Source organism: Mesorhizobium sp. ZC-5 (assembly GCF_025753855.1).
Taxonomy (GTDB): domain Bacteria; phylum Pseudomonadota; class Alphaproteobacteria; order Rhizobiales; family Rhizobiaceae; genus Neomesorhizobium.
The window spans coordinates 46,780-66,660 of the sequence record NZ_JAOWPT010000005.1; the positions used below are offsets into that span (position 1 = coordinate 46,780).

At 62.9% G+C, this 19,881-nt stretch carries 19 protein-coding genes and 1 pseudogene; 14 read left to right on the forward strand and 6 right to left on the reverse strand.

Going from position 1 to position 19,881, the window contains the following annotated elements:
* Positions 1-68: 68 nt before the first annotated feature.
* The 4 genes from secG to OHD58_RS15285 all read left to right on the forward strand — a co-directional run bounded on the left by secG (position 69) and on the right by OHD58_RS15285 (position 5,277).
* Positions 69-479 carry a preprotein translocase subunit SecG gene (gene secG, locus OHD58_RS15270; protein ID WP_263804276.1) on the forward strand — a complete coding sequence of 137 codons (411 nt, stop codon included), beginning with the start codon at positions 69-71 and terminating at the stop codon, positions 477-479.
* Positions 480-751: 272 nt separating this feature from the next.
* A complete protein-coding gene (locus tag OHD58_RS15275) occupies positions 752-1,807 on the forward strand; it encodes a L,D-transpeptidase (protein ID WP_263804277.1) in 1,056 nt (351 codons plus the stop codon).
* Positions 1,808-1,954: 147 nt separating this feature from the next.
* Complete coding sequence (locus OHD58_RS15280; RefSeq protein ID WP_263804278.1) at positions 1,955-3,583, forward strand: CTP synthase; 1,629 nt, start codon at positions 1,955-1,957, stop codon at positions 3,581-3,583.
* 182 nt (positions 3,584-3,765) lie between these two features.
* Entirely contained in the window at positions 3,766-5,277 is a 1,512-nt protein-coding gene (locus tag OHD58_RS15285; protein ID WP_263804279.1) for a helicase HerA domain-containing protein, read from the forward strand.
* A gap of 52 nt (positions 5,278-5,329) precedes the next feature.
* On the opposite strand, the gene OHD58_RS15290 is transcribed toward OHD58_RS15285, so the two are convergent.
* The gene (locus OHD58_RS15290; RefSeq protein ID WP_263804280.1) at positions 5,330-6,784 is read right to left on the reverse strand and encodes an NCS1 family nucleobase:cation symporter-1; all 1,455 of its coding nucleotides are present in this window, start codon (positions 6,782-6,784) and stop codon (positions 5,330-5,332) included.
* A gap of 597 nt (positions 6,785-7,381) precedes the next feature.
* Here OHD58_RS15290 and OHD58_RS15295 point away from each other — a divergent pair.
* Genes OHD58_RS15295 through OHD58_RS15325 form a run of 7 tightly spaced genes read left to right on the forward strand, consistent with a single transcriptional unit; the run spans position 7,382 to position 13,685 of the window.
* Entirely contained in the window at positions 7,382-7,876 is a 495-nt protein-coding gene (locus OHD58_RS15295; protein WP_263804281.1) for a flavin reductase family protein, read from the forward strand.
* A 29-nt stretch (positions 7,877-7,905) separates the two neighbouring features.
* Positions 7,906-8,835, forward strand: coding sequence for an AAA family ATPase (locus OHD58_RS15300; RefSeq protein WP_263804282.1), 930 nt, complete (start codon positions 7,906-7,908; stop codon positions 8,833-8,835).
* Positions 8,836-8,844: 9 nt separating this feature from the next.
* On the forward strand, positions 8,845-10,089 hold the full coding sequence (locus OHD58_RS15305; protein WP_263804283.1) for a vWA domain-containing protein: 1,245 nt from the start codon (positions 8,845-8,847) through the stop codon (positions 10,087-10,089).
* A gap of 28 nt (positions 10,090-10,117) precedes the next feature.
* A complete protein-coding gene (locus OHD58_RS15310; protein ID WP_263804284.1) occupies positions 10,118-10,456 on the forward strand; it encodes an XdhC family protein in 339 nt (112 codons plus the stop codon).
* Positions 10,457-10,459: 3 nt separating this feature from the next.
* Complete coding sequence (locus OHD58_RS15315; RefSeq protein WP_263804285.1) at positions 10,460-11,170, forward strand: XdhC family protein; 711 nt, start codon at positions 10,460-10,462, stop codon at positions 11,168-11,170.
* A complete protein-coding gene (locus OHD58_RS15320) occupies positions 11,167-12,777 on the forward strand; it encodes a molybdopterin-binding/glycosyltransferase family 2 protein (RefSeq protein WP_263804286.1) in 1,611 nt (536 codons plus the stop codon). Before OHD58_RS15315 ends, OHD58_RS15320 begins: the two co-directional genes overlap by 4 nt.
* An 8-nt stretch (positions 12,778-12,785) precedes the next feature.
* Positions 12,786-13,685 (forward strand): alpha/beta hydrolase, encoded by a 900-nt coding sequence (locus OHD58_RS15325; protein WP_263804287.1) that lies wholly within the window; start codon positions 12,786-12,788, stop codon positions 13,683-13,685.
* Positions 13,686-13,701: 16 nt separating this feature from the next.
* On the opposite strand, the pseudogene OHD58_RS15330 reads toward OHD58_RS15325, so the two are convergent.
* A pseudogene (locus tag OHD58_RS15330) lies at positions 13,702-14,033 on the reverse strand (GFA family protein).
* A gap of 32 nt (positions 14,034-14,065) precedes the next feature.
* The gene (locus OHD58_RS15335) at positions 14,066-15,121 is read right to left on the reverse strand and encodes a DUF1176 domain-containing protein (RefSeq protein WP_263804288.1); all 1,056 of its coding nucleotides are present in this window, start codon (positions 15,119-15,121) and stop codon (positions 14,066-14,068) included.
* Between the two features lie 117 nt (positions 15,122-15,238).
* On the opposite strand from OHD58_RS15335, the gene OHD58_RS15340 reads away from it, so the two are divergent.
* Positions 15,239-15,850 carry a DUF1287 domain-containing protein gene (locus OHD58_RS15340; protein WP_263804289.1) on the forward strand — a complete coding sequence of 204 codons (612 nt, stop codon included), beginning with the start codon at positions 15,239-15,241 and terminating at the stop codon, positions 15,848-15,850.
* 100 nt (positions 15,851-15,950) lie between these two features.
* On the opposite strand, the gene OHD58_RS15345 is transcribed toward OHD58_RS15340, so the two are convergent.
* On the reverse strand, positions 15,951-16,484 hold the full coding sequence (locus OHD58_RS15345; RefSeq protein WP_263804290.1) for a hypothetical protein: 534 nt from the start codon (positions 16,482-16,484) through the stop codon (positions 15,951-15,953).
* On the opposite strand from OHD58_RS15345, the gene OHD58_RS15350 reads away from it, so the two are divergent.
* On the forward strand, positions 16,471-16,935 hold the full coding sequence (locus OHD58_RS15350) for a hypothetical protein (RefSeq protein WP_263804291.1): 465 nt from the start codon (positions 16,471-16,473) through the stop codon (positions 16,933-16,935). The genes OHD58_RS15345 and OHD58_RS15350 overlap by 14 nt on opposite strands.
* Before the next feature lie 3 nt (positions 16,936-16,938).
* On the opposite strand, the gene OHD58_RS15355 is transcribed toward OHD58_RS15350, so the two are convergent.
* Both OHD58_RS15355 and OHD58_RS15360 read right to left on the reverse strand, forming a co-directional pair.
* Entirely contained in the window at positions 16,939-18,006 is a 1,068-nt protein-coding gene (locus tag OHD58_RS15355) for a DNA topoisomerase IB (RefSeq protein WP_263804292.1), read from the reverse strand.
* A gap of 229 nt (positions 18,007-18,235) precedes the next feature.
* The gene (locus OHD58_RS15360; protein WP_263804293.1) at positions 18,236-18,673 is read right to left on the reverse strand and encodes a hypothetical protein; all 438 of its coding nucleotides are present in this window, start codon (positions 18,671-18,673) and stop codon (positions 18,236-18,238) included.
* Positions 18,674-18,867: 194 nt separating this feature from the next.
* Between OHD58_RS15360 and OHD58_RS15365 the strand changes: the two genes are divergently transcribed.
* Positions 18,868-19,881 carry a hypothetical protein gene (locus tag OHD58_RS15365; protein ID WP_263804294.1) on the forward strand — a complete coding sequence of 338 codons (1,014 nt, stop codon included), beginning with the start codon at positions 18,868-18,870 and terminating at the stop codon, positions 19,879-19,881.

The window sequence follows — 19,881 nt, forward strand, 5'->3', positions numbered from 1 at the left end:
GTGTATCTGACCCGACTTCAAAGCTGGCGCGCGCGCTCGGCCGCCCCTGAAACCTGCCGGATTGCCTTATGGAAACCGTTCTCATCGTCATCCACCTGATGGTCGTTCTCGCGCTTGTCGGCGTCGTGCTGCTGCAGCGCTCCGAGGGCGGCGGTCTTGGCATTGGCGGCGGTTCGGGCTTCATGACCGCACGCGGCGCGGCCAACGCACTGACGCGCACGACCGGCATCCTGGCGATCGCCTTTTTCGCGACCTCGCTGGCGCTTTCGATCATGGCCCGCTACGGCGAGCGCCCGATCGATATTCTCGACCGAGTGCCCGCAGCCAATGGTCAGCAACAGCCGGCCGGCAACGGTGTCCTCGATCAGCTGGGCGGTTCCAACACGCCCGCGGCTCCTGTCGCGCCGAACCCTGCCGAGCCCGCGGCTCCGGCGCAACCGGCAGCGCCCGCCGCGCCGCAGGTTCCAAGCGGTCAATAATCCAAGCTCCCCGGCTTACGCCGTCTTCTTTTGCATGCAGGCTGCAAAGCAGTCATCGGGCAATCTTTGCCTGCGCTAAACTGTTGTTATTTCGACACACTCGCTGTCAATGCAGTGACCTCGCAATAGTTTGATGCCTGCCGCAACCCTGTTCTGCTTGAGGGGCTCTGCGTTAATTGCTTATAAAGCGGCCAAGGGCAGTCTGGGTGGCGGTACGCATTTGTGCGTCCTCGCGGTGCGTCCGCCCTCAAAACACATCTTGGGTAACACACATGATCTCTCGCAGCCTCGTACTCCTTGGCCTCGGCGTCGCGCTCGTTTTCGGCGCTCCGTCGATTGCCACCGCGCAAACCGCAACCAAAAAAACCGCCGCCGTCGAACAGGTCAAACCCAAGCCGAAGGCAAAAGCCAAGACTTCCGCCAAGTCGAACAAGAAGAACAAGACCGCCTCCAAGGGCAAGGCGAAGAAGACGACCGCCAAGGAAGTCGAAAAGGCCGAGGAAAAGCCTGTTGGACTTTTCGCTGTTCTGTTCAAGCCGAATGACAAGGCGAAATCGGCAGCAAAGGCAAAGCCTGAGCCGAAGCTTAGCGCAAAGGCAGCTGCCAGGGCAAAAGAAAAGGCCCAGAAGGAGGCATCGCGCAAGGAAATCCTGCAGCCGATGGAGCCGATCCGGGCCGTACAGCCAAGATTCGACCCTGAGGTCGCTTCTTTCCGCAACGACGGTGAATTGCGCAGCGAACAGACGATGCCGCGCTCCGGCTTCTTCGGCGCGCTGTTCGGCGACGACCAGGTGCTGCTGCCAGAAACCCGTACCCTCGATACTGCGCTTGCCCAGAAGGAATCGCGCAAGAAGTTCAAGGTCGCCTCGCAGTTCGAGCCCCAGGTCGTTGAATTCTCGGGCTATCCGCGCGGCACCATCGTGATCGATACCGCCAACCATTTCCTCTACCTGGTCGAAGGTTTGGGTTCGGCCCGCCGTTACGGCATCGCCGTTGGCAAGGACGGCCTGCAGTACAAAGGCCAGGTGAAGGTCGGCGACAAGCAGGAATGGCCCCGCTGGATCCCCACCAAGGAGATGCAGGAACGCGAGCCGAAGAAATACGGCCAGTACAAGGACGGCATGCCCGGCGGCGGCGAGAACCCGCTCGGCGCGCGTGCCATCTACCTCTATGAAGGCAAGAAGGATACGCACCTGCGTATTCACGGCACCATCGCGCCGCAAAGCATCGGCACCAATTCGTCGAATGGCTGCTTCCGCATGGTCAACGACCACGTCATCGACCTCTATCGTCGCGTGAAGGTCGGCACCAACGTCGTCGTGCTCTGAGCGCAATGCAGCGACCTGAAAGAGGCCGGCTCAGCCGGCCTTTTTTGTTGCCAGGAATCTTGATCGGGAATCACAGCCTTTGAAAACGCCCTTTGCCTCCATTTTTCTCTGGCGGAATCATCCCCGCCACGCTAAGCCCTGACTCCCATGGCGCGATATGTATTCATCACAGGCGGCGTGGTTTCCTCTCTCGGAAAAGGCATTGCTGCAGCGGCACTTGGTGCCCTTTTGCAAGCACGCGGCTATCGCGTGCGCATTCGAAAACTCGATCCCTATCTGAATGTCGACCCGGGAACGATGTCGCCCTATCAGCATGGCGAGGTGTTCGTGACGGACGACGGAGCCGAGACGGACCTCGATCTCGGCCATTATGAGCGGTTCACCGGGCGGTCGGCCAATCAGAACGACAACATCACCACCGGCCGCATCTACAAGAACATCATCGAGAAGGAACGACGCGGCGACTATCTCGGCGCCACCGTTCAGGTCATCCCGCACGTCACCGACGAGATCAAGAATTTCATCACCGGAGGCAACGACGACTACGACTTCGTGCTCTGCGAGATCGGCGGCACGGTCGGTGACATCGAGGCGATGCCGTTCCTCGAGGCTATACGCCAGCTCGGCAACGATCTGCCGCGCGGGCAGGCGGTGTACGTCCACCTGACGCTGATGCCCTACATTCCGGCTGCCGGCGAACTGAAGACCAAGCCGACGCAGCATTCGGTGAAGGAACTGCGTTCGATCGGCATCGCGCCCGATATTCTGCTGGTACGCGCAGATCGTGCAATTCCAAAGGAAGAGCGCAGAAAACTCTCGCTGTTCTGCAATGTGCGCGAATCGGCGGTCATCCAGGCGCTGGACGTGGCGCACATCTACGACGTGCCGATGGCGTACCACACCGAAGGGCTGGATTCGGAAGTGCTCGCGGCCTTCGGCATCGACCCGGCGCCGAAGCCACGCATGGAGCGCTGGGAGGAGGTTTCTCACCGCATCCACAACCCGGAAGGCGAAGTGACGATCGCAGTCGTCGGCAAGTACACCGGCCTCAAGGACGCCTACAAATCGCTAATCGAGGCGCTGTCGCATGGCGGCATGGCCAACAAGGTGCGGGTCAAGCTCGACTGGATCGAGAGCGAGGTGTTCGAGAAAGAGGATCCGGTGCCGTTCCTCGAGAAGGTGCATGGCATCCTGGTGCCTGGCGGCTTCGGCGAACGCGGTTCGGAAGGCAAGATCCTCGCGGCGAAATTCGCCCGCGAGCGCAAGGTGCCGTATTTCGGCATCTGCTTCGGCATGCAGATGGCCTGCATCGAGGCGGCGCGCTCGCTGGCCGGCGTCGAACACGCCTCGTCGACGGAATTCGGCCCGACTGACGAACCGGTCGTTGGCCTGATGACCGAATGGCTGAAGGGCAACATGCTGGAGAAACGCCGCGCCGCCGGCGATCTCGGCGGCACCATGCGCCTCGGCGCCTACGAGGCGCGGTTGGCCGGCGATTCCAAGATCGCTGAGATTTACGGCGACACGCAGATTTCGGAGCGCCACCGCCACCGCTACGAGGTCAACATCGACTACAAGCAGCAGCTCGAGGACTGCGGCCTGGTGTTTGCCGGCATGTCACCCGATGGCGTGCTGCCGGAAACGGTCGAATACCCCGATCACCCATGGTTCATAGGCGTCCAGTATCACCCCGAGCTGAAGAGCCGTCCGTTCGAGCCGCACCCGTTGTTTGCGAGCTTCATCAATGCTGCGGTAGAGCAGAGCCGGCTGGTATAGCGTTGGCCACCTGAGGCGCGCCGAGGCCTCGAATCGCTGCAGCCAGCCAGACCCTTGTCATGCCACCGAATCGACCTGTGGGTTTTTGCCAAACCATGCGCGCGCCGGTCGCATCGAGATGCTAGAGCAATCCCTTTCCGTGCCTGCGGCACCCGAATCAGCGGTCTGAACGAGGAGAAGGCATGAAGGTCGGCATCGATATGGGAGCGACGTCCAAGGGGACGTCCGCACTGCTCGATCTCGAGGAACTGCTGGCGACCCGTCTGCTCGTGCAGGGCAATTCAGGGTCCGGCAAGTCGCATCTTCTACGCCGCCTGCTCGAGCAGAGCGCGCCATGGGTTCAGCAATGCGTGATCGATCCGGAAGGCGATTTCGTCACGCTCGCCGAAAAATTCGGCCATGTGGTGGTCGATGCGGTGCGCACCGAAGCCGAACTCACCCGCATCGCCGGCCGCATCCGCCAGCATCGCGTCTCGGTGGTGCTCAATCTCGAAGGCCTCGACGTCGAGCAGCAGATGCGCGCAGCTGCGGCCTTTCTCGGCGGCATGTTCGATGCCGACCGCGATCACTGGTACCCGGTGCTGGTCGTCGTCGACGAGGCGCAGCTTTTCGCGCCGGCGGTTGCCGGCGAAGTCAGCGACGAGGCGCGAAAGATCTCGCTCGGCGCGATGACCAACCTGATGTGCCGGGGGCGTAAGCGCGGGCTTGCCGGCGTCATCGCCACGCAGCGGTTGGCCAAACTTGCCAAGAACGTCGCCGCCGAAGCTTCGAACTTCCTCATGGGCCGTACTTTCCTCGATATCGACATGGCGCGTGCGGCCGATCTTCTCGGCATGGAGCGGCGCCAGGCCGAAATGTTCCGCGATCTGGGGCGAGGGCACTTCGTGGCGCTCGGCCCTGCCGTCTCGCGGCGACCGTTGCCGATCACCATCGGGACGGTCGAGACATCGCCGCGTTCGGTCAGCCCGAAGCTGATGCCGCTGCCGGAGGCTTCCGACGATGCGCGCGACCTCATCTTCAAGCCGGGAGCCGACGAAGCGCGCCCGCTGGTGCGGCGTCCGCCGCCTCCGCCGACACCCACACCGACCGCAGACATTCTTGCGCAACTCTCCAGGCCGCGTCCGCAGCCGGAAGCGTCGGCAGAGCCTATGTTCCCGGTCTTCGACGAAGCCGAGCGGGACGCGCTCATCGACACCGTTATGCGCGGGATTCTGGACGATCCAGACGCGGCTTTCCGTTCGGTTGCAGTGCTTTACCAGGATTTTCTTGTGCGTTGCCGCATCTCCCGCGTGCCGGGCGAGCCGCTGCCGCTTGTCGGCTTCCGCCGCAAACTCGCGGTGGCGCGGGCCGGCGTCGACAAGGAAACCGCTTCGGGTGAGACCTGGCAGCAGGCGCTGGCGTTGTCGGAAAGCCTCACCGACGATATCCAGGGCGTATTCCTGATCGTCGCGCAGTCGGCCGTCAGCGGCGAGCCGTGCCCGTCGGATGCAGCCCTCGCGCGCGCCTACGGCAGCCATTCGCCGAGCCGGGCGCGGCGCCTGCTCACCTATTTCGAGGAGCAGGGGCTGCTGGTCGTGCGCACCGATTTTCGCGGCAGCCGCATCGTTGCCTTCCCGGATCTCGGCTGCGAAACGGCACCGGGCGACCCGAACCGTCCCGACGAGCTTGCCGGGGATCGCACTGCCGCCGAATGAACCGGCAGTGCGTGGGAAGCCGTGCGGCTTCCCACGGCCTTGCGATCCTGACCTATGCCCGTGCCACCTGCGCGCTGCCAAGCGTTCTCGAGCGCAGCACGTAGTAGATGCCGCCGCCGATCGCCACGCCGAAGAACCAGCCATAGACGCCCCACCAGGACGGCAGCCAGTTGGTGAAGTTCGGCAGGATCGACGAGAACAGGATGCCGACGCCGGCCGCGATCAGGGCGTTGACGTGCCAGCCGTTCTGGAACCGGTATTCGCCGTCCTCGCGGTAAAGGTCCTCGACGTTGAGCCAGCCTTTGCGGATCAGGTAGTAGTCCACCATCATCACGCCGAAGATCGGCCCCATGGTCGCACCGACCATGTTGACGAAGTGCGTCGCACCGCCTTCCCAGGGTGCGAACGGATACAGCACCAGCGCGATCAACGCCGCGATGTAGCCGCCCCGCTTGAAGTTGATGTGCCTGGGGAAGACGTTGGCGAAGTCGAAGGCCGGCGACACGAAATTGGCGACCACGTTGATGCCGAGCGTCGCAACCGCGAAGGTAAGCGCGGCCAGCAGCGCCAGGAACCAGCTGTCGAACTTGGCGGAAATCTGGTCGGGATGCAAAAGCACTTCGCCGTAGACCTGGAAAGCCGCGATCGTGGTGATACCGGCGACCAGCGAGAACAGGATGAGGTTTACCGGCAAGCCCCAGATGTTGCCGATCCTCAGTGAACGCTCGTCCGGCGAGTAGCGCGAGAAGTCGCAGAAGTTGAGATAAAGCGCGGCGAAGTAGGTCACCCAGATCGCGGCGACCGCCATCAGCGCCTCGAAGGAGCCCGGGACGCCAGGCACGCCGGCGTCCTTGGTCTTCTCCAGCAGCACATCCATCGGAATGTTTGCCGAAAGCGAAACGCCGCCCGCCTTGATGACGAGATAGATGGCCAGGAACAGCATCATCACCCAGACAGCGGGTCCGGCCCAGTCCTGGAATCTGCGGACCGTTTCCATGCCGCGCTGGATGATCAGGAGTTGCAGCCCCCAGATGATCACATAGCAGATCACCTCCAGGGTGGAGTGGCCGAGCATGTGGCTTGACTGGTGGAACGCCAGCATCCCTTCGTTGCGGATGAGCAGCGCGACGATGGCGCCCGAGGCGGCGGCCGTCTGCGCGCCGTACCAGAAGCAGGCGACGATGGCGCGCACGATCGCCGGGAAATTGGCGCCCCATATGCCGAAGGAGGCGCGCGCCAGTACCGGGAAGGGGACGCCGGTGCGCACGCCGGCAACGCCGACCATGTTCATCAGGAAGTAGATGATCAGCGAACCGATGCCGATGGCGATCAGGAAGTTGACGAAGCTGCCGCAGAACAGGAAGAGGCTGGCGGCGAGATAATAGCCCCACAGGCTGTGGACGTCGGACGTCCACACGTTGAAGATCGAGAACGGACCCCAGTTGCGGACCGTTGCCGGTGCGAGGTCCTCATTGTAGAGGGCAGGCGATGCTCCCGGAATGTTCATGGCGGTATCCCCTTCGCTGGCGCTCTTCCCCTCGAGCGCTGACCGTGCAGTCTGGGCTTACGTTGGGGAATGGGCAAGCAAGCTATTTGCCGGCTTTCGCCTTAAAGACATTCAATGCGGATCGGGGTTTTCTTGCTCCGTTTACCTGTTTCAGGTGAGTCGTGGGGCAAGTTCCTTCGTTGCCACGCTTGGATATTGTCCGTCGGGCTATTGAGTTAGGTGGGAAGCGGGGCTCTGTAGCGCACCTCGTAAATGATTATATGGCGCCTTCGCAGCGCCCCGCCGGTGTTCTCGCCCTTAGGCTCGGTGGGCTAGGCTCGGCACTTTTTGCGCCTACCAGCCCGACCGGCGAGGGTGTGGACAGACGATCTTTGCCGAAATCGTACAAGTCATTGAAATCGTGACGAAGAATCTTCAGCAGCGATAGAGAAATGCTTGAAACGGGATGAATCGGTCCACACGTGGCGGGAGAACACTGGCATATTCGGCGCTGCGATCGCGTTCCTGCCGCTGGCACCGCACGGTTCATGCGGCTTGTGACATCGGCCCGCAAGCTTATATACCGAAGCGGGAGCTTGCTTTTTTGGAATTTCGCCAGTGCTCAAGATGAACGACGTCGGGCCGCAGGCCTACCGCGATGCAATGGCGCATTTCGCGGGCGCGGTCCACATCATCACCACCGACGGTGCCGCAGGCAGACGCGGCGTCACCGTGATTGCCGCGTGCTCGGTTTCCGATTCGCCGCCGACCGTGCTCGCCTGCCTCAACCGCGAAAACCCCAACAATGAGTGTTTCATCGCCAACGGCCGCTTCGCCCTGAACACGCTTGCCGCCGACCAGCAGGAATTGTCGGTGGCGTTTTCCGGGCTGAGCGGGCTTGCAGTCGAAAAACGTTTCGAGCTCGGCCACTGGGACACGATCGCGACCGGCGCGCCGACGCTGCGCGAAGCGATCGCCGTGTTCGACTGCGAACTCTTCGACACAAAGGACCTTGCCACGCACCGTGTGCTTTTTGGCAAGGTGACAGGGTTGCGCGTCGGCGATAATTTGCGGCCGCTGCTTTATCACGATCGCGCCTACCACGTGCTTTGACGCCGATGGCCGATCTCTCCGGAGCAAAGATGTCCGATCCGAAACCGCGTGCCGTGCCGCAATCGATCGACGAGACGCTGGCGCTGCTGACCGGCGCCGACTACGTCGCCGACCGCGCACTGGCGACGGTGCTGTTCCTCAGCCTGCGCATGGGAAGGCCGCTGTTTCTCGAGGGCGAAGCCGGCGTCGGCAAGACCGAGATCGCCAAGGTGCTGGCGGCGGCACTCGGCCGCCGGCTCATCCGCCTGCAATGCTACGAAGGGCTCGACGTCTCCTCGGCGGTCTATGAATGGAACTATGCCGCCCAGATGATCGAGATCCGGATGGAAGAAGCCGCTGGAGCTGTCGACCGCAAGGATATGGAAAAGAACGTCTTTTCCGAAAAATACCTGATACGGCGGCCGGTGCTCGACGCGCTCACGGGCAAGAAAGGCGCTGCGCCCGTCTTCCTGATCGACGAACTCGACCGCACCGACGAGGCGTTCGAGGCGTTCCTGCTCGAAATCCTCTCCGATTTCCAGGTGACGGTGCCGGAACTCGGCACGATCAAGGCCGAAGAGGCGCCGATCGTCATCATCACCACCAACCGCACGCGCGAAATCCACGATGCGCTGAAGCGGCGCTGCCTTTATCACTGGGTCGATTATCCCGACGCGGTGCGCGAACTCGAAATCGTACGCAGAAAGGTTCCGCAGGCCAACCAGCTGCTGTCGGCCGAAGTGGTGCGTTTCATCCAGAAGCTGCGCGAACTGGAACTGTTCAAGGTGCCGGGCGTCGCCGAGACGATCGACTGGGCCGGTGCGCTGACCGAACTCGACAAGGTGGCGCTCGATCCGGAAACCGTGTCCGACACCATCGGCGTGCTGTTGAAATACCAGGACGACATCGCCCGCATTGCGCAGGGCGAGGGCCGGCGCATCCTCGACGAGGTCAAGGCCGAGCTGGCCGCGGCCGAGTAGGCTTTAGCAATGGAAAAACTCCATTCCTCGCCGAACGTCGTAAAACCGGAAGGCCGTATCGCCGACAACATCGTCTATTTCGCCCGCGCGCTGAGGAAAGCCGGCATGCGGGTCGGGCCGGCGTCGGTGAAGGATGCGATCGAGGCGGTGCTGGCGGCGGGCATCGGCAGCCGTGACGATTTCTACTGGACGCTGCATGCGGTGCTGGTTTCGAGGCACGAGGATCACGCGACATTCGACGAGGCGTTCCGGCTGTTCTGGAAGTCGCGCGAGCTGATCGAGAAGATGCTGGCGATGTTTTCGCCGGTAGCGCCCGACAACCGCGAGAAGCAGAAGCCGCGCGCCGCCGAAAGCCGTGTCGCCGACGCGATGTTCGAGGGCCACAACAGGAACCGGGCGCCGCAGGAGATCCCGGAAGTCGAGGTCGACGCGCGTTTCACCTTCTCAGGCAACGAGGTGCTGCGCGGTAAGGATTTCGCGCAGATGAGCGCCGCCGAGATCGCCGACGCCAAGCGGGCGATTGCTGAGCTGAGGCTGCCCTTCGACATGGTGCGGACCCGCCGTTTCCGGCCCGATCCGCACGGCCGTCGCGCCGATCCGCGCGCCATGATGCGCTCGGCGCTCAGGACCGGCGGCGAACTGATCCTCCCGAAGTTCCGTTCGCCGCGCGAAATGCACCCGCCGCTGGTCGTGCTTGCCGACATTTCGGGATCGATGAGCCAGTACACCCGCATCTTCCTGCTCTTCCTGCATGCGCTGGCTGAGAAGCGGCGGCGCGTCCACACCTTCGTGTTCGGCACCAGGCTGACCAACCTGACCCGCCAGATGCGGCATCGCGATCCCGATGAGGCGCTGGAAAATTGCTCCAATGCGGTGAAGGACTGGTCGGGCGGCACCCGCATCGGCGACACGCTTTCCGAATTCAACCGGTTGTGGTCGAGGCGTGTCCTGGGGCAGGGCGCGGTGGTGTTGCTGATCACCGATGGACTTGAGCGGGACGATGTCGCGGGGCTCGCCGAGGAGATGGAGCGGCTGAAGAAATCGTGCCGGCGGCTGATCTGGCTGAACCCGCTGCTGCGTTTCGACGGATTCGAAGCCCGCGCCCGCGGCGTGAAGGCGATGCTGCCCCATGTCGACGAGTTCCGGCCCGTCCACAATCTCAATGCGCTCTCCGATCTCGTCGCGTCGCTGGGCGCGGCAAGGACGCGCCAAAGCGATCCAAGGCTTTGGCTTGGCAATCTGCACGCGGCGTGACCATATTTCCGGTGAGGAGATTTTCGCCATGGACAATACCGCAGCACTGGACGAAGCCCGCGACCCACTGATCATCGCGGAAAACTGGATGAAGGACGGCAAGGACGTGGCGATTGCCACCGTCGTCGAGACCTGGGGCTCGGCGCCGCGGCCGGTCGGCAGCCATCTGGTCATCGACGCCGACGGTAATTTCCACGGTTCGGTTTCGGGCGGCTGCGTCGAAGGCGCGGTGGTTTCCGAAGCCGTTGACATCATCGGCAGCGGCAAGGCCAAAATGCTGGAATTCGGCGTCGCCGATGAGACCGCCTGGCAGGTCGGGCTGTCGTGTGGCGGACGCATCCAGGTTTATGTCGAACGTCTTGGTTGAACGATGGATCCCTATGCACTCAAAACACTGAACGCCGAGCGCCGGGCCCGCCGCGCGGCGATCCTAGTGACGGACCTGGCCGATGGCCGCGACCGCGTGGTGAAGGAAGGCGATGCCGTTGCCGGCGCGCTGGGCGAGGTGATTGCCAAGGCATTCCGGTCGGGCAGTTCTGGGTCGGTCGAGGCAGATGGAAGGAATTTCTTCCTCAATGTGCACGTGCCGCGGCCTCGGCTGGTGGTGGTCGGCGCCGTGCACATCAGCCAGGCGCTGGCGCCGATGGCCAGGATCGCCGGCTACGACATGGAGATCATCGACCCGCGCACGGCATTTGCCACCGGTGACCGGTTTCCCGACGTGGCGCTCTCTGCGGAGTGGCCGGAAGACGTGCTGAAACGGCAGCCGCTCGACGGCTATACGGCGCTCGCGGCGGTGACGCACGATCCGAAGATCGACGATTTCGCGCTGAAGGCCGCACTCGACGCCGGCTGTTTCTATGTCGGCGCGCTGGGCAGCCGGAAGACCCATGCCAAGCGCGTCGAGCGGCTGCTGGCGCTTGGCGCGACGACGGAAGCGATCGAGCGCATCCACGCGCCGATTGGCCTGAACATCGGCGCCGCGAGCCCGGCCGAGATCGCGGTGGCTGTGCTGGCGCAAGTGATCCTGGCACTGCGGTCGCGCGGAAGCGAGCGCAACGCGAAAGGCGAAGCGGCGTGAAGTTCGGGCCGGTCGTGCTGGAAGAAGCCGAGGGCGCCATCCTCGCCCATGCCGTTTCGACGGGTGAGCGCCGCTTCAGGAAGGCGCATGTGCTCACCGCCGCGGATATCGGCGTGCTGCGGGCGGCAGGCATCAAAGAGGTGATCGCGGCGGTATTGGCGGCGGACGACGTTTCCGAGGATCGTGCCGCCGAGATGATAGTCGAAGGGCTGTCCTTCAGGAACATCGAAGCCAAACCGGCCGCCACCGGCCGCGTCAATCTGCATGCGCCGGCAGCCGGCGTGTTCACGGTGGACAAGGCGCTGATCGACGCGATCAACGCCGTCGACCCGGCAATCACCATCGCAACCGTGGCGCAGCATGCCGCGGTCGAAACCGACCAGATGGTGGCGACGGTGAAGATCATTCCATTTGCCGTACCGGCGCGCGTCGTGGAGCAGGTTGCCGGATTGTGCCGGGGTCGCGAGGCTTTTGCCGTGCACCCCTACAAGGCGATGAAGATCGGCATGGTGCAGACGGTGCTGCCCGGCATCAAGGACAGCGTGCTGGACAAGACGGTGCGTATCACCGAAGCGCGGCTGCAGCGTTCGGGAAGCCGCATCATCGGCGAGCAGCGCACGCCGCACGAGGCGGCGCCGGTGGCGGCGGCGATCCGTGCGCTGGCCCCCGACAGCGACTTGGTGGTGGTGTTCGGCGCATCCGCGATGAGCGATCCGGGCGACGTCATTCCCGCGGCCATCGGTGCTGCGGGCGGTAAGGTGCTTAGGGCCGGGATGCCGGTCGATCCCGGCAACCTGATCGTGGTCGGCGACCTGTCCGGCAAGCCCGTTCTGGGTGCGCCGGGATGCGCGCGCAGTCCGAAGGAAAACGGCTTCGACTGGGTGCTCGACCGGCTCGTCGCCGGTATCGATGTCTCCGGCGCCGATATCGCGGGCATGGGTGTCGGCGGGCTGCTGATGGAAATACCGTCGCGACCGCAACCACGCGAGGCGATGCGTCCTGCGGCAAAACCCTCGGTTCACGCCGTGGTGCTTGGCGCCGGCCAGTCGAGCCGCATGGGCGGCCCCAATAAGCTCCTGGCGCTGTTCGGCGGTCAGCCGCTGATCCGCCGCACGGTGGAGCGCGCTACTTCCAGCAATGCCGCAGGCATCGTCGTGGTCGCCGGCCATCAGGCCGACCGGGTGCGCGCAGCACTATTCGGTCTCGACGTGACGGTGCTCGACAACCAGGCTTACCGGACCGGCCTGGCGAGTTCGCTGAAGGCAGGTGTCGCGGCAGTGCCGCAAAATGCCGCCGGCGCGCTGATCATCCTCGGCGACATGCCGGACGTTTCGTCGGCCGATCTCGACCGGCTGATCGCGGCGTTCAATGCCGCCGGCGGTACCTCCGTGGTGCGTGCTACCCATAATGGCAAGCGGGGCAATCCCGTCCTCCTGCCCCGCTCGGTGTTCCCGGCGGTGGCGATGCTTGAAGGCGACACCGGCGCCCGGCATATCGTCGAGCAGGAAGGGCTGGCGGTGATCGACGTCGAGATCGGCGCCGGCGCCGGCGTCGATGTCGATACACCGGAAGCGCTGCGCATCGCCGGCGGCGTGCTGCAGGATTGAGCGTCGAAATGGCCGTTGCGAAGGAAAGCGTAGGTAAGAGATTAACTTGTCTTGCCGTCGTGTTGTTCGGCCTCGCCTCTAGTGCAGAGGTTGCCCACGCCCTGAAGCTGCAATCGCAGAAAGACAATCTCTTCGCCTATCCGGGCATCCTGTCGACGGAAGACGATGGCGCGTTCACGGTTGTCGACTACCAGGAGCAGCGCGACATCAACAAACGCGACGAGGTTCCGGAACGGCGGGTACAGGCAAAATATGTGTCGCTGGGCGTACGGCGGCGGCAGCAGGACCTGATGCTGAAAACAGCAGCCGGGGACATCCGCCACCTTGCCGTGGGCCAGACAGACGGTGCCAGCCTGATCGTCATCTACCTGCACGGGCAGGGCGGCAGCCGCAAACAGGGCGTCGACGACTTCACCTTCGGCGGCAATTTCAACCGGGTGAAGAACCTCGCCGCCAACAATAGCGGACTGTACCTGTCACCGGATTTTTCGGACTTCGGCGCGAAGGGCGCCGCCGAAGTCGGCGCGCTGATTTCACATTACGCGGAAAAATCGCCCGGTGCGCCGGTGTTCGTCGCCTGCGGCTCGATGGGCGGAGGGCTGTGCTGGGAACTGGCCAAAAGCAGCGAGATCGCCGGCAAGCTCGGCGGGCTGCTGCTGCTCGGCTCGCATTGGGATGACAGCTTTTTCGGCAGCGCCGCGTTCAAGCGCAAGGTACCGGTGTTCTTCGGCCACGGCAGCAAGGACACGGTCTTTCCGGCGGAAAAGCAGGAAGCCTTCTACCGCGAAATCCGAGCAAAATCCTCAGCTTATCCCGCGCGCTTCGTCCGGTTCGAAAGCGGCACCCACGGTACGCCGATCCGCATGACCGACTGGCGCGATACGCTGAACTGGATGCTGTCGAAGTAACGCCGAAGCGCGGGCATCACATCGAGCGGCCGTCGAATTCGATCGTGGGAATCGCGGCGATGTCGATGCCTTCGAGGCAGCGTATATTCACATAGGCCGACCGTTCACCGTCCGTCGCCACATCCTCCGCATACGGGTTGCTGCCGCATGTCCGGCAGAACCGGTGCTCGATCACGTGGTTGTTGAAGGTGTAGCGGCCGACGCCCTCGTCGGATGTGAGCAGGCGAAGATCAGCGCGCGGTACCGCCCACAAGAGCGCACCCTTGCGTTGCAGACTACCGCCGCCTCGATCCTGCCTTCGACCTCGAATGCGATGTTGCCGCAATGACAACTGCCTTTGTAGAGCATGCGTTTCTCCTGGTTTGCGAAAGCTTTCGTTCTCAGGGCGGCGTTTCGTAGTCGACAACCGATTCAGGGTTGATCTCGCCGTCGTAAGTGGCGTCGACGTCGTATTTCACCAGCGTGAATTGACCGTCCCGGAACATCCAGCGGCCGATCGTCGAGGCATCGCCGACGCCGCGCCATTTGTCGAAGGATTCGATCACCTTCGTCTCGGGCGAATAACCCGAGTTCACAAGCTGGTCGGTTGCCCGGTAGCCGATGATGCTGATCGATTCGAGTTTGCCTTCAGAATCGTCGTTTTCGTAACGGATATCGAGTTCCGGCGTTGCGAATTGCAATTGCCGCAATTCGCCGGAATCGTCGGCAAGGTAATAGACTTCCCTCGAATTGTAGGCGGCCATGTTGCAGGAGAACCGGAACAGCCGCGCCTCCCGCTGATCGTCGGTTGCGCCATCGTGCTTGTAATTGAAGCCGATGGTGGTTTCGGTCGGATCGGCGGCACCCGGCTCGCCCGAATCGAGTGTCTGGCAGGTTTCGGAATAGTCGGCCGCGAACCGCTTCTTCACATTTTCCAGAATGCTGTCCTTTTGCGGTGGAGGCGGGCCGTCGCCGCAACTTGCCGGCAGGACAGCGGAAAGCTCGCCCTCGACCGGCTTCAGTGTGCCTTTTTCGAGGTGCAGCGGCACGAAGGGCGATTCCTGGAGCTGAGGACTGGCAAGCCGCGCCGTATAGCAGCCCGCATAAGTTGCCGCGTTGCCGTCATCGTCGAACGCCTTGATGGCGACCGGGACAGAATAATAGATGCTGCCGGCAGCACCCTCCGAAGAAACGCTGCCGGTCTCCACTTCGACGCGCGCCGTGTCGGCATAACCGTCGGAGAACATCAGGAAATCCTTTGCCGGCTTTTGCTCGCCGAAATAGTCCCAGGCCCGGGCATATTCCCGGCGGCTGATGGCGTTGTAGAGGGAGCGCACCAGTTCGGCGGCGTCGGAACGGTTGTCGAGATAGGGCGGATCTTGCGGCGCGTCCTGCGCTGCGGCAAACGGCGCCAAGGACAAAGCGAAAGCCGCAACGGCAAGGCGAAGCTGTTTCATCGCGAATCTCCGGTCGATTGTCCGAGTTTAGCACCGATTGCGGCGGGCTGGCGGCACTTGCAGTGCCTCGTCGATCGAGACGCAAATCCGCCACGATGGTCTGGCGGATTTCGCCGCATGATCGACAGGCGGACTTTTCTGATGGGAACGGCGGCGTTTGGCGCCAGTCTGTTCCGTCCGCGTACGGCGGCTGCCGCTTTTGAGCCGTGGGTGAACAAGCTGCTTTCTGCAGCAGAGAAACAAATTGGCGAAACGCTTCTTTATGATCCCGCCTATGTGCGGCTCGACTATCCGGGCGGCGACGTGCCGCGTGATCGCGGCGTCTGCACCGACGTCATCGTGCGGGCCTATCGCGACGGCCTCGGCATCGACCTGCAAAAACTGGTCCACGAAGACATGAAGCGGAATTTCACTGCTTACCCGCGCGACTGGGGCCTGGCGGGTCCAGACAGGAACATCGACCATCGGCGCGTGCCGAACCTGCAGGCCTTCTTCAGGCGGCAGGGGGCGGAATTGCCGGCGACCAACGGACAGGACGACTACCAACCTGGCGATGTGGTTTCCCAGAAGCTGCCGGGAAACCAGGCCCATATCGGACTGTTGTCGTCACGCGTGGGCAGCGACGGTGCAACGCCGATGATGATCCACAACATCGGCGCCGGCGCCAGGATCGAGGACCGGCTTTTCGAATTCGAGATCACCGGCCGTTATCGTTTTGCAGGTGACTAAAGCATGTCGCGCCGAATAGGATTCGGCGGCCGCGCTTTAGATTCCTTGATTTGATGCATGTCGTTATCCCGAAACCGAGGACACTTTCGGGCGACATGCATTAGCGCAGTGCCATCTCACGGGCGATGCGCGGGAAATCGGCCGGCCTGATGCCGATGTCGGCGCGGTCGGCATTGCTCATCGCATTGAGCAGAGCAAGAGCCGCACTGTAGCGCGCCTGTTCGCGCGGGCGCGGGCGAACGAACAATTCTGTAAAGAACCCCATGTTCAGGCTCCTGTGGGTCCTCCCGCCACACAGATAGGCGATTCCGGAGAAATTGTGCAGTGCAGCATCCGCATGGCTGCCATGTGCGTCGGCGTGCAGCAGAAAAATGCGCGGCCGATGAAACTTTCCCGAGCGGTTTTTCGTAGCACTATTGCCGGCCATGCCGGTTTTCCTCGCCATCCTGGCGGAATTACGGGCTGCACCCACGGTGTAGCCCGGTTTTTTATGACGGTGTCTGTTGTCAGAATGCCGGCAAAGATGAAATCGCGTAAATTGCTTGGCATCTCCCGCAACGATTTTTAACGTGGCGCGTCTAGGGTGAGGCATCGGTGAGGCGAATTCCAGGCGAGCATTGATGGGCAAGAACACCAAGGGCGATTTCGCTTCTCTGCTCGACGACCTTTTCCAGGCGCCCGAGGCCGAGCATGGGTTGGAAAAACGTCCGACCATCCCGTTCGATTATCTGTCCGTCGCCGATGAACTGCATTCGGGCCGCATCAAGGTGGCGAACGAGGCTGCCGCCGCCGAATATCGCGACATCGCCGCACCCGAGACCGCCTTTGATGCGTTGCTCGCCGCCGCCGACCTGCCGCTGGTCGAAGAGCTTCCGGCCATCGAGCCGGATGCGATCGCGCGCGAACTCGGCCTCGAGAAACTGAAGGCGGCGCGTGATTTCGGGCGGGTGCGCCGCGATTTCGCCTTCCGCAATCACCCGGATCGGGTGGCGCCGCATCTCAAGGAGCGCGCCATCCAGCGCATGCAGGTGGCGAACATGCTGATCGACGAAGCCAAGCGCCGGGTTGCAACCGCGGTCCGCTGACCTTCACTTGCCTTGCAGCCATTTCAGGACGAGCGTTTCTTCCTCGTCGAGGCCTTCGACCGGCTTGCGGAACGCACGTCGCGCGGCTTTCATCTCATCCGCGAGCCTTCCCGCTGCCCAGGACTCCATGACACGCGGGTGGATGTAACATTTGCGGCAGACGGCGCGGGTGTTGCCGAGACGGTGCGCCACCTGGTCGATGATGCGGTTCATGGCGCGTTTTGCCGCCGCATTGCTTTCGGGTGGAGGCTCCTCGGAGAAAAGCATCGCAGCATTGATGGTGCCGCCCCAGGTGCGAAAGTGCTTTGACGAGAAGTCGGCGCCGGTCGCGTCGCGAATATAGTCGTTGACGTCCTGCGAGCGGATCGCACGGCGCGCGCCGTCACCGTCGAGATACTGGAAGAGATGCTGGCCGGGAATATCCTGCGCGCCGCGAACCACCTTGGCGATGCGCCGGTCGGTGAGTTTCAGCTGCCATTCCTTGCCGGACTTGCCCTTGAAGGCGAAGCGCAGCGTGGAGCCGGTGACCTCGACATGGCGATCGCGCAGCGTGGTGAGGCCGAAACTCTTGTTGTCGCGCGCATAGGCGGCGTTGCCGACGCGGATCATTGTGTTGTCGAGCAGCCAGACGATCGAGGCCACGACGCGCTCGCGCGGCAGCCCATGCCGGCGCAGGTCGGCATCGATGCGGCTGCGCAGCAGGGGCAGGGCTTCGGCGAAGGCGACCAGGCTCGAATATTTGACGTCGTCGCGGCAGGCCGACCAGCGTGGATGATAACGGTATTGCTTGCGGCCGCGCTGGTCGCGGCCGGTTGCCTGGAGGTGGCCGTCCGGCTCGGGTGAGATCCAGACGTCGGTCCAGGCCGGCGGGATCGCTAGGCTGCGGATGCGGGCGAGCGTTTCGCCCTCGCCAAGTTTCTTGCCGTTGGGCGCGATGTAATAAAAGCGCCGCGCTCCTCCCTTGCGGCGGATGCCCGGTTCTTCGTCGCTGGTGTGGACGAGCGATGCGCGCCTTGCCGACGTTTCGGGCAGGGGCAGGATTTTTGCGATGGCTTTCGGACTGTCCAGCATACGCTGCTCCAGGAGGCGTGAGGGGTTCCTGGATAATCGATCGCAAGAAAGTAGGTTCCGTGGGAGCGCAAGCACAATGATGGCGGCCCGCTGAAGCGGGTCGCCAAGCTTGGTTCTTCTCGCGCCTAAAGCACGTCGCGCCGAATAGGATTCGGCGGCCGTGCCTTAGATTCCTTGATTTGATGCATGTCGTTATCCCGAAACCGAGGACACTTTCGGGCGACATGCATCAGCCGAGGATGGCGTCGCGCAACCGGCTAAACAGATTGAACTGGCCGTTCACTGCCGCGCGAACGCGGCGGGCGGCAGCGTGGGCCCGCATCGTTTCACCGAAATGGCAATAGCAAACGATGTCGTGCAATTGCCAGTCGGTCAGGTCGAAGAAGCGTTTCGCTTCGCCGTAGGTATCGTTTTCCAGTCCTTCCGCCCGAAAGGCGGCATCGTCGAAGGCCACGGTAATCGCCGAGCCGGCGCTGCGCATCGTCTGGCGTGTTCCGGCAGGCTGGTATTCGGTGCCGGCAAATGTCCCGAGCTGACGGTCGGGATTCTGATCCAGCAGGTCCGCCCAGCGCTGGAGACGTTCGCTTCGCGTCATGGCGGCGGGTTGCGCTTGTCCGGCGTGAACCTCCGCAACTTTCTGCAGCTGTTCTAAGGTCTGATACTTCATGGTCGCCTCCTGTCAGGAATGCGCCCAACCCCACACACGAATTCTAGCGTTGCACGCGACCCGGGCAAGGCCGCACCGGGCCTTGCGAAAAAATTTGATCGGGAATCTGGCCGACGCAGCGATCGCACGCCCGCGAAAACGGTATGTCGGCCGGTTGTGCCGTGCTAAGATCGCGCGCTTGCGGCGAGGGGGAGATGCCCGCCAAACATCTGATCATCGTTCATGGCCGGGATATCAAGCCGGCTGGTTCCGAGTTGACCGCACTGGCGAAAAAGGCGGTCATCCGCGGGCTGGAGCGGGCCGGGAAGAACCCGGCGGCCGACAAGGTGCGGCAAGGCGGCATCAAACTCTCATCCGCCTACTACGGCGACATCAACAACGAGATCGAAGCCGGCTTCAGCGCCAAGACCAGGGCGCTGCTGACCGCAACCAACGACGCGGCGTATGCCTTCAAGCCGTGCTTCCCGATCGCCGAACTCAAGGATGCATTCGCCAAGACGGATGCGATCGGAACCTTCAACCTGGCGGCGTACCGGCGCGTGCTCGAAATCGCCGACGACTGGCGATTCCTGGACGAGGCCGCGGATGCCGCGAGCCTGTTCGGCGGCCTTCTGACATTCGGCCTGCTGAATACGCTGGTCATCGACACTATAAAATCCGATCTGACGGCCTACCTGACATCGCAGGTCGTCGGCTCGCAAATTCGGGCGCGCCTGCAGACGGTGCTCGAACCCTCGCTGCTTGGCGGCGACGATATCTGCCTGATCACCCACAGCCTCGGCTGCATGGTCGCCTACGACGTCTTCTGGAAATATTCGTTCCGCAGCGAGTACCAGCACATGCGCGACGCCGCCAACAAGGTCCGGTTGTGGCTGACGATGGGTTGTCCGCTCGGTGAGCTCGGCGTGCAGCGCAACCTGCTCGATGCCGTGGCGCTGGAGGAGGAAAAATACCCGCGCAACCAGTTCCTCGACTGGGTCAACGTCTACGCGGAAGACGACTACATCGCGCATGCCGAACGGATGCGGATCGCGTTCTCGAAGATGCGCTCGAAGAAGTACTGCCGAGAGATTTCAGACAAGAAGATCCACAATTGCTGGCATTATGCCGATGCCAAGAAAGGCAACCTGGTCTCCAACCCGCACGATCTCTACGGCTATCTCATGCACCAGGACACCGCGAAGTTTGTCGCGCAGTGGGTGGGATGA

What these genes read in the sequence shown, in the direction of transcription:
- secG (WP_263804276.1), top strand. Translation starts at nt 69, where the DNA reads ATGGAAACCGTTCTCATCGTCATCCACCTGATGGTCGTTCTCGCGCTT.
- OHD58_RS15275 (WP_263804277.1), top strand. Translation starts at nt 752, where the DNA reads ATGATCTCTCGCAGCCTCGTACTCCTTGGCCTCGGCGTCGCGCTCGTT.
- OHD58_RS15280 (WP_263804278.1), top strand. Translation starts at nt 1,955, where the DNA reads ATGGCGCGATATGTATTCATCACAGGCGGCGTGGTTTCCTCTCTCGGA.
- OHD58_RS15285 (WP_263804279.1), top strand. Translation starts at nt 3,766, where the DNA reads ATGAAGGTCGGCATCGATATGGGAGCGACGTCCAAGGGGACGTCCGCA.
- OHD58_RS15290 (WP_263804280.1), bottom strand. Translation starts at nt 6,784, where the DNA reads ATGAACATTCCGGGAGCATCGCCTGCCCTCTACAATGAGGACCTCGCA.
- OHD58_RS15300 (WP_263804282.1), top strand. Translation starts at nt 7,906, where the DNA reads ATGTCCGATCCGAAACCGCGTGCCGTGCCGCAATCGATCGACGAGACG.
- OHD58_RS15305 (WP_263804283.1), top strand. Translation starts at nt 8,845, where the DNA reads ATGGAAAAACTCCATTCCTCGCCGAACGTCGTAAAACCGGAAGGCCGT.
- OHD58_RS15310 (WP_263804284.1), top strand. Translation starts at nt 10,118, where the DNA reads ATGGACAATACCGCAGCACTGGACGAAGCCCGCGACCCACTGATCATC.
- OHD58_RS15315 (WP_263804285.1), top strand. Translation starts at nt 10,460, where the DNA reads ATGGATCCCTATGCACTCAAAACACTGAACGCCGAGCGCCGGGCCCGC.
- OHD58_RS15325 (WP_263804287.1), top strand. Translation starts at nt 12,786, where the DNA reads ATGGCCGTTGCGAAGGAAAGCGTAGGTAAGAGATTAACTTGTCTTGCC.
- OHD58_RS15335 (WP_263804288.1), bottom strand. Translation starts at nt 15,121, where the DNA reads ATGAAACAGCTTCGCCTTGCCGTTGCGGCTTTCGCTTTGTCCTTGGCG.
- OHD58_RS15340 (WP_263804289.1), top strand. Translation starts at nt 15,239, where the DNA reads ATGATCGACAGGCGGACTTTTCTGATGGGAACGGCGGCGTTTGGCGCC.
- OHD58_RS15350 (WP_263804291.1), top strand. Translation starts at nt 16,471, where the DNA reads ATGGGCAAGAACACCAAGGGCGATTTCGCTTCTCTGCTCGACGACCTT.
- OHD58_RS15355 (WP_263804292.1), bottom strand. Translation starts at nt 18,006, where the DNA reads ATGCTGGACAGTCCGAAAGCCATCGCAAAAATCCTGCCCCTGCCCGAA.
- OHD58_RS15360 (WP_263804293.1), bottom strand. Translation starts at nt 18,673, where the DNA reads ATGAAGTATCAGACCTTAGAACAGCTGCAGAAAGTTGCGGAGGTTCAC.
- OHD58_RS15365 (WP_263804294.1), top strand. Translation starts at nt 18,868, where the DNA reads ATGCCCGCCAAACATCTGATCATCGTTCATGGCCGGGATATCAAGCCG.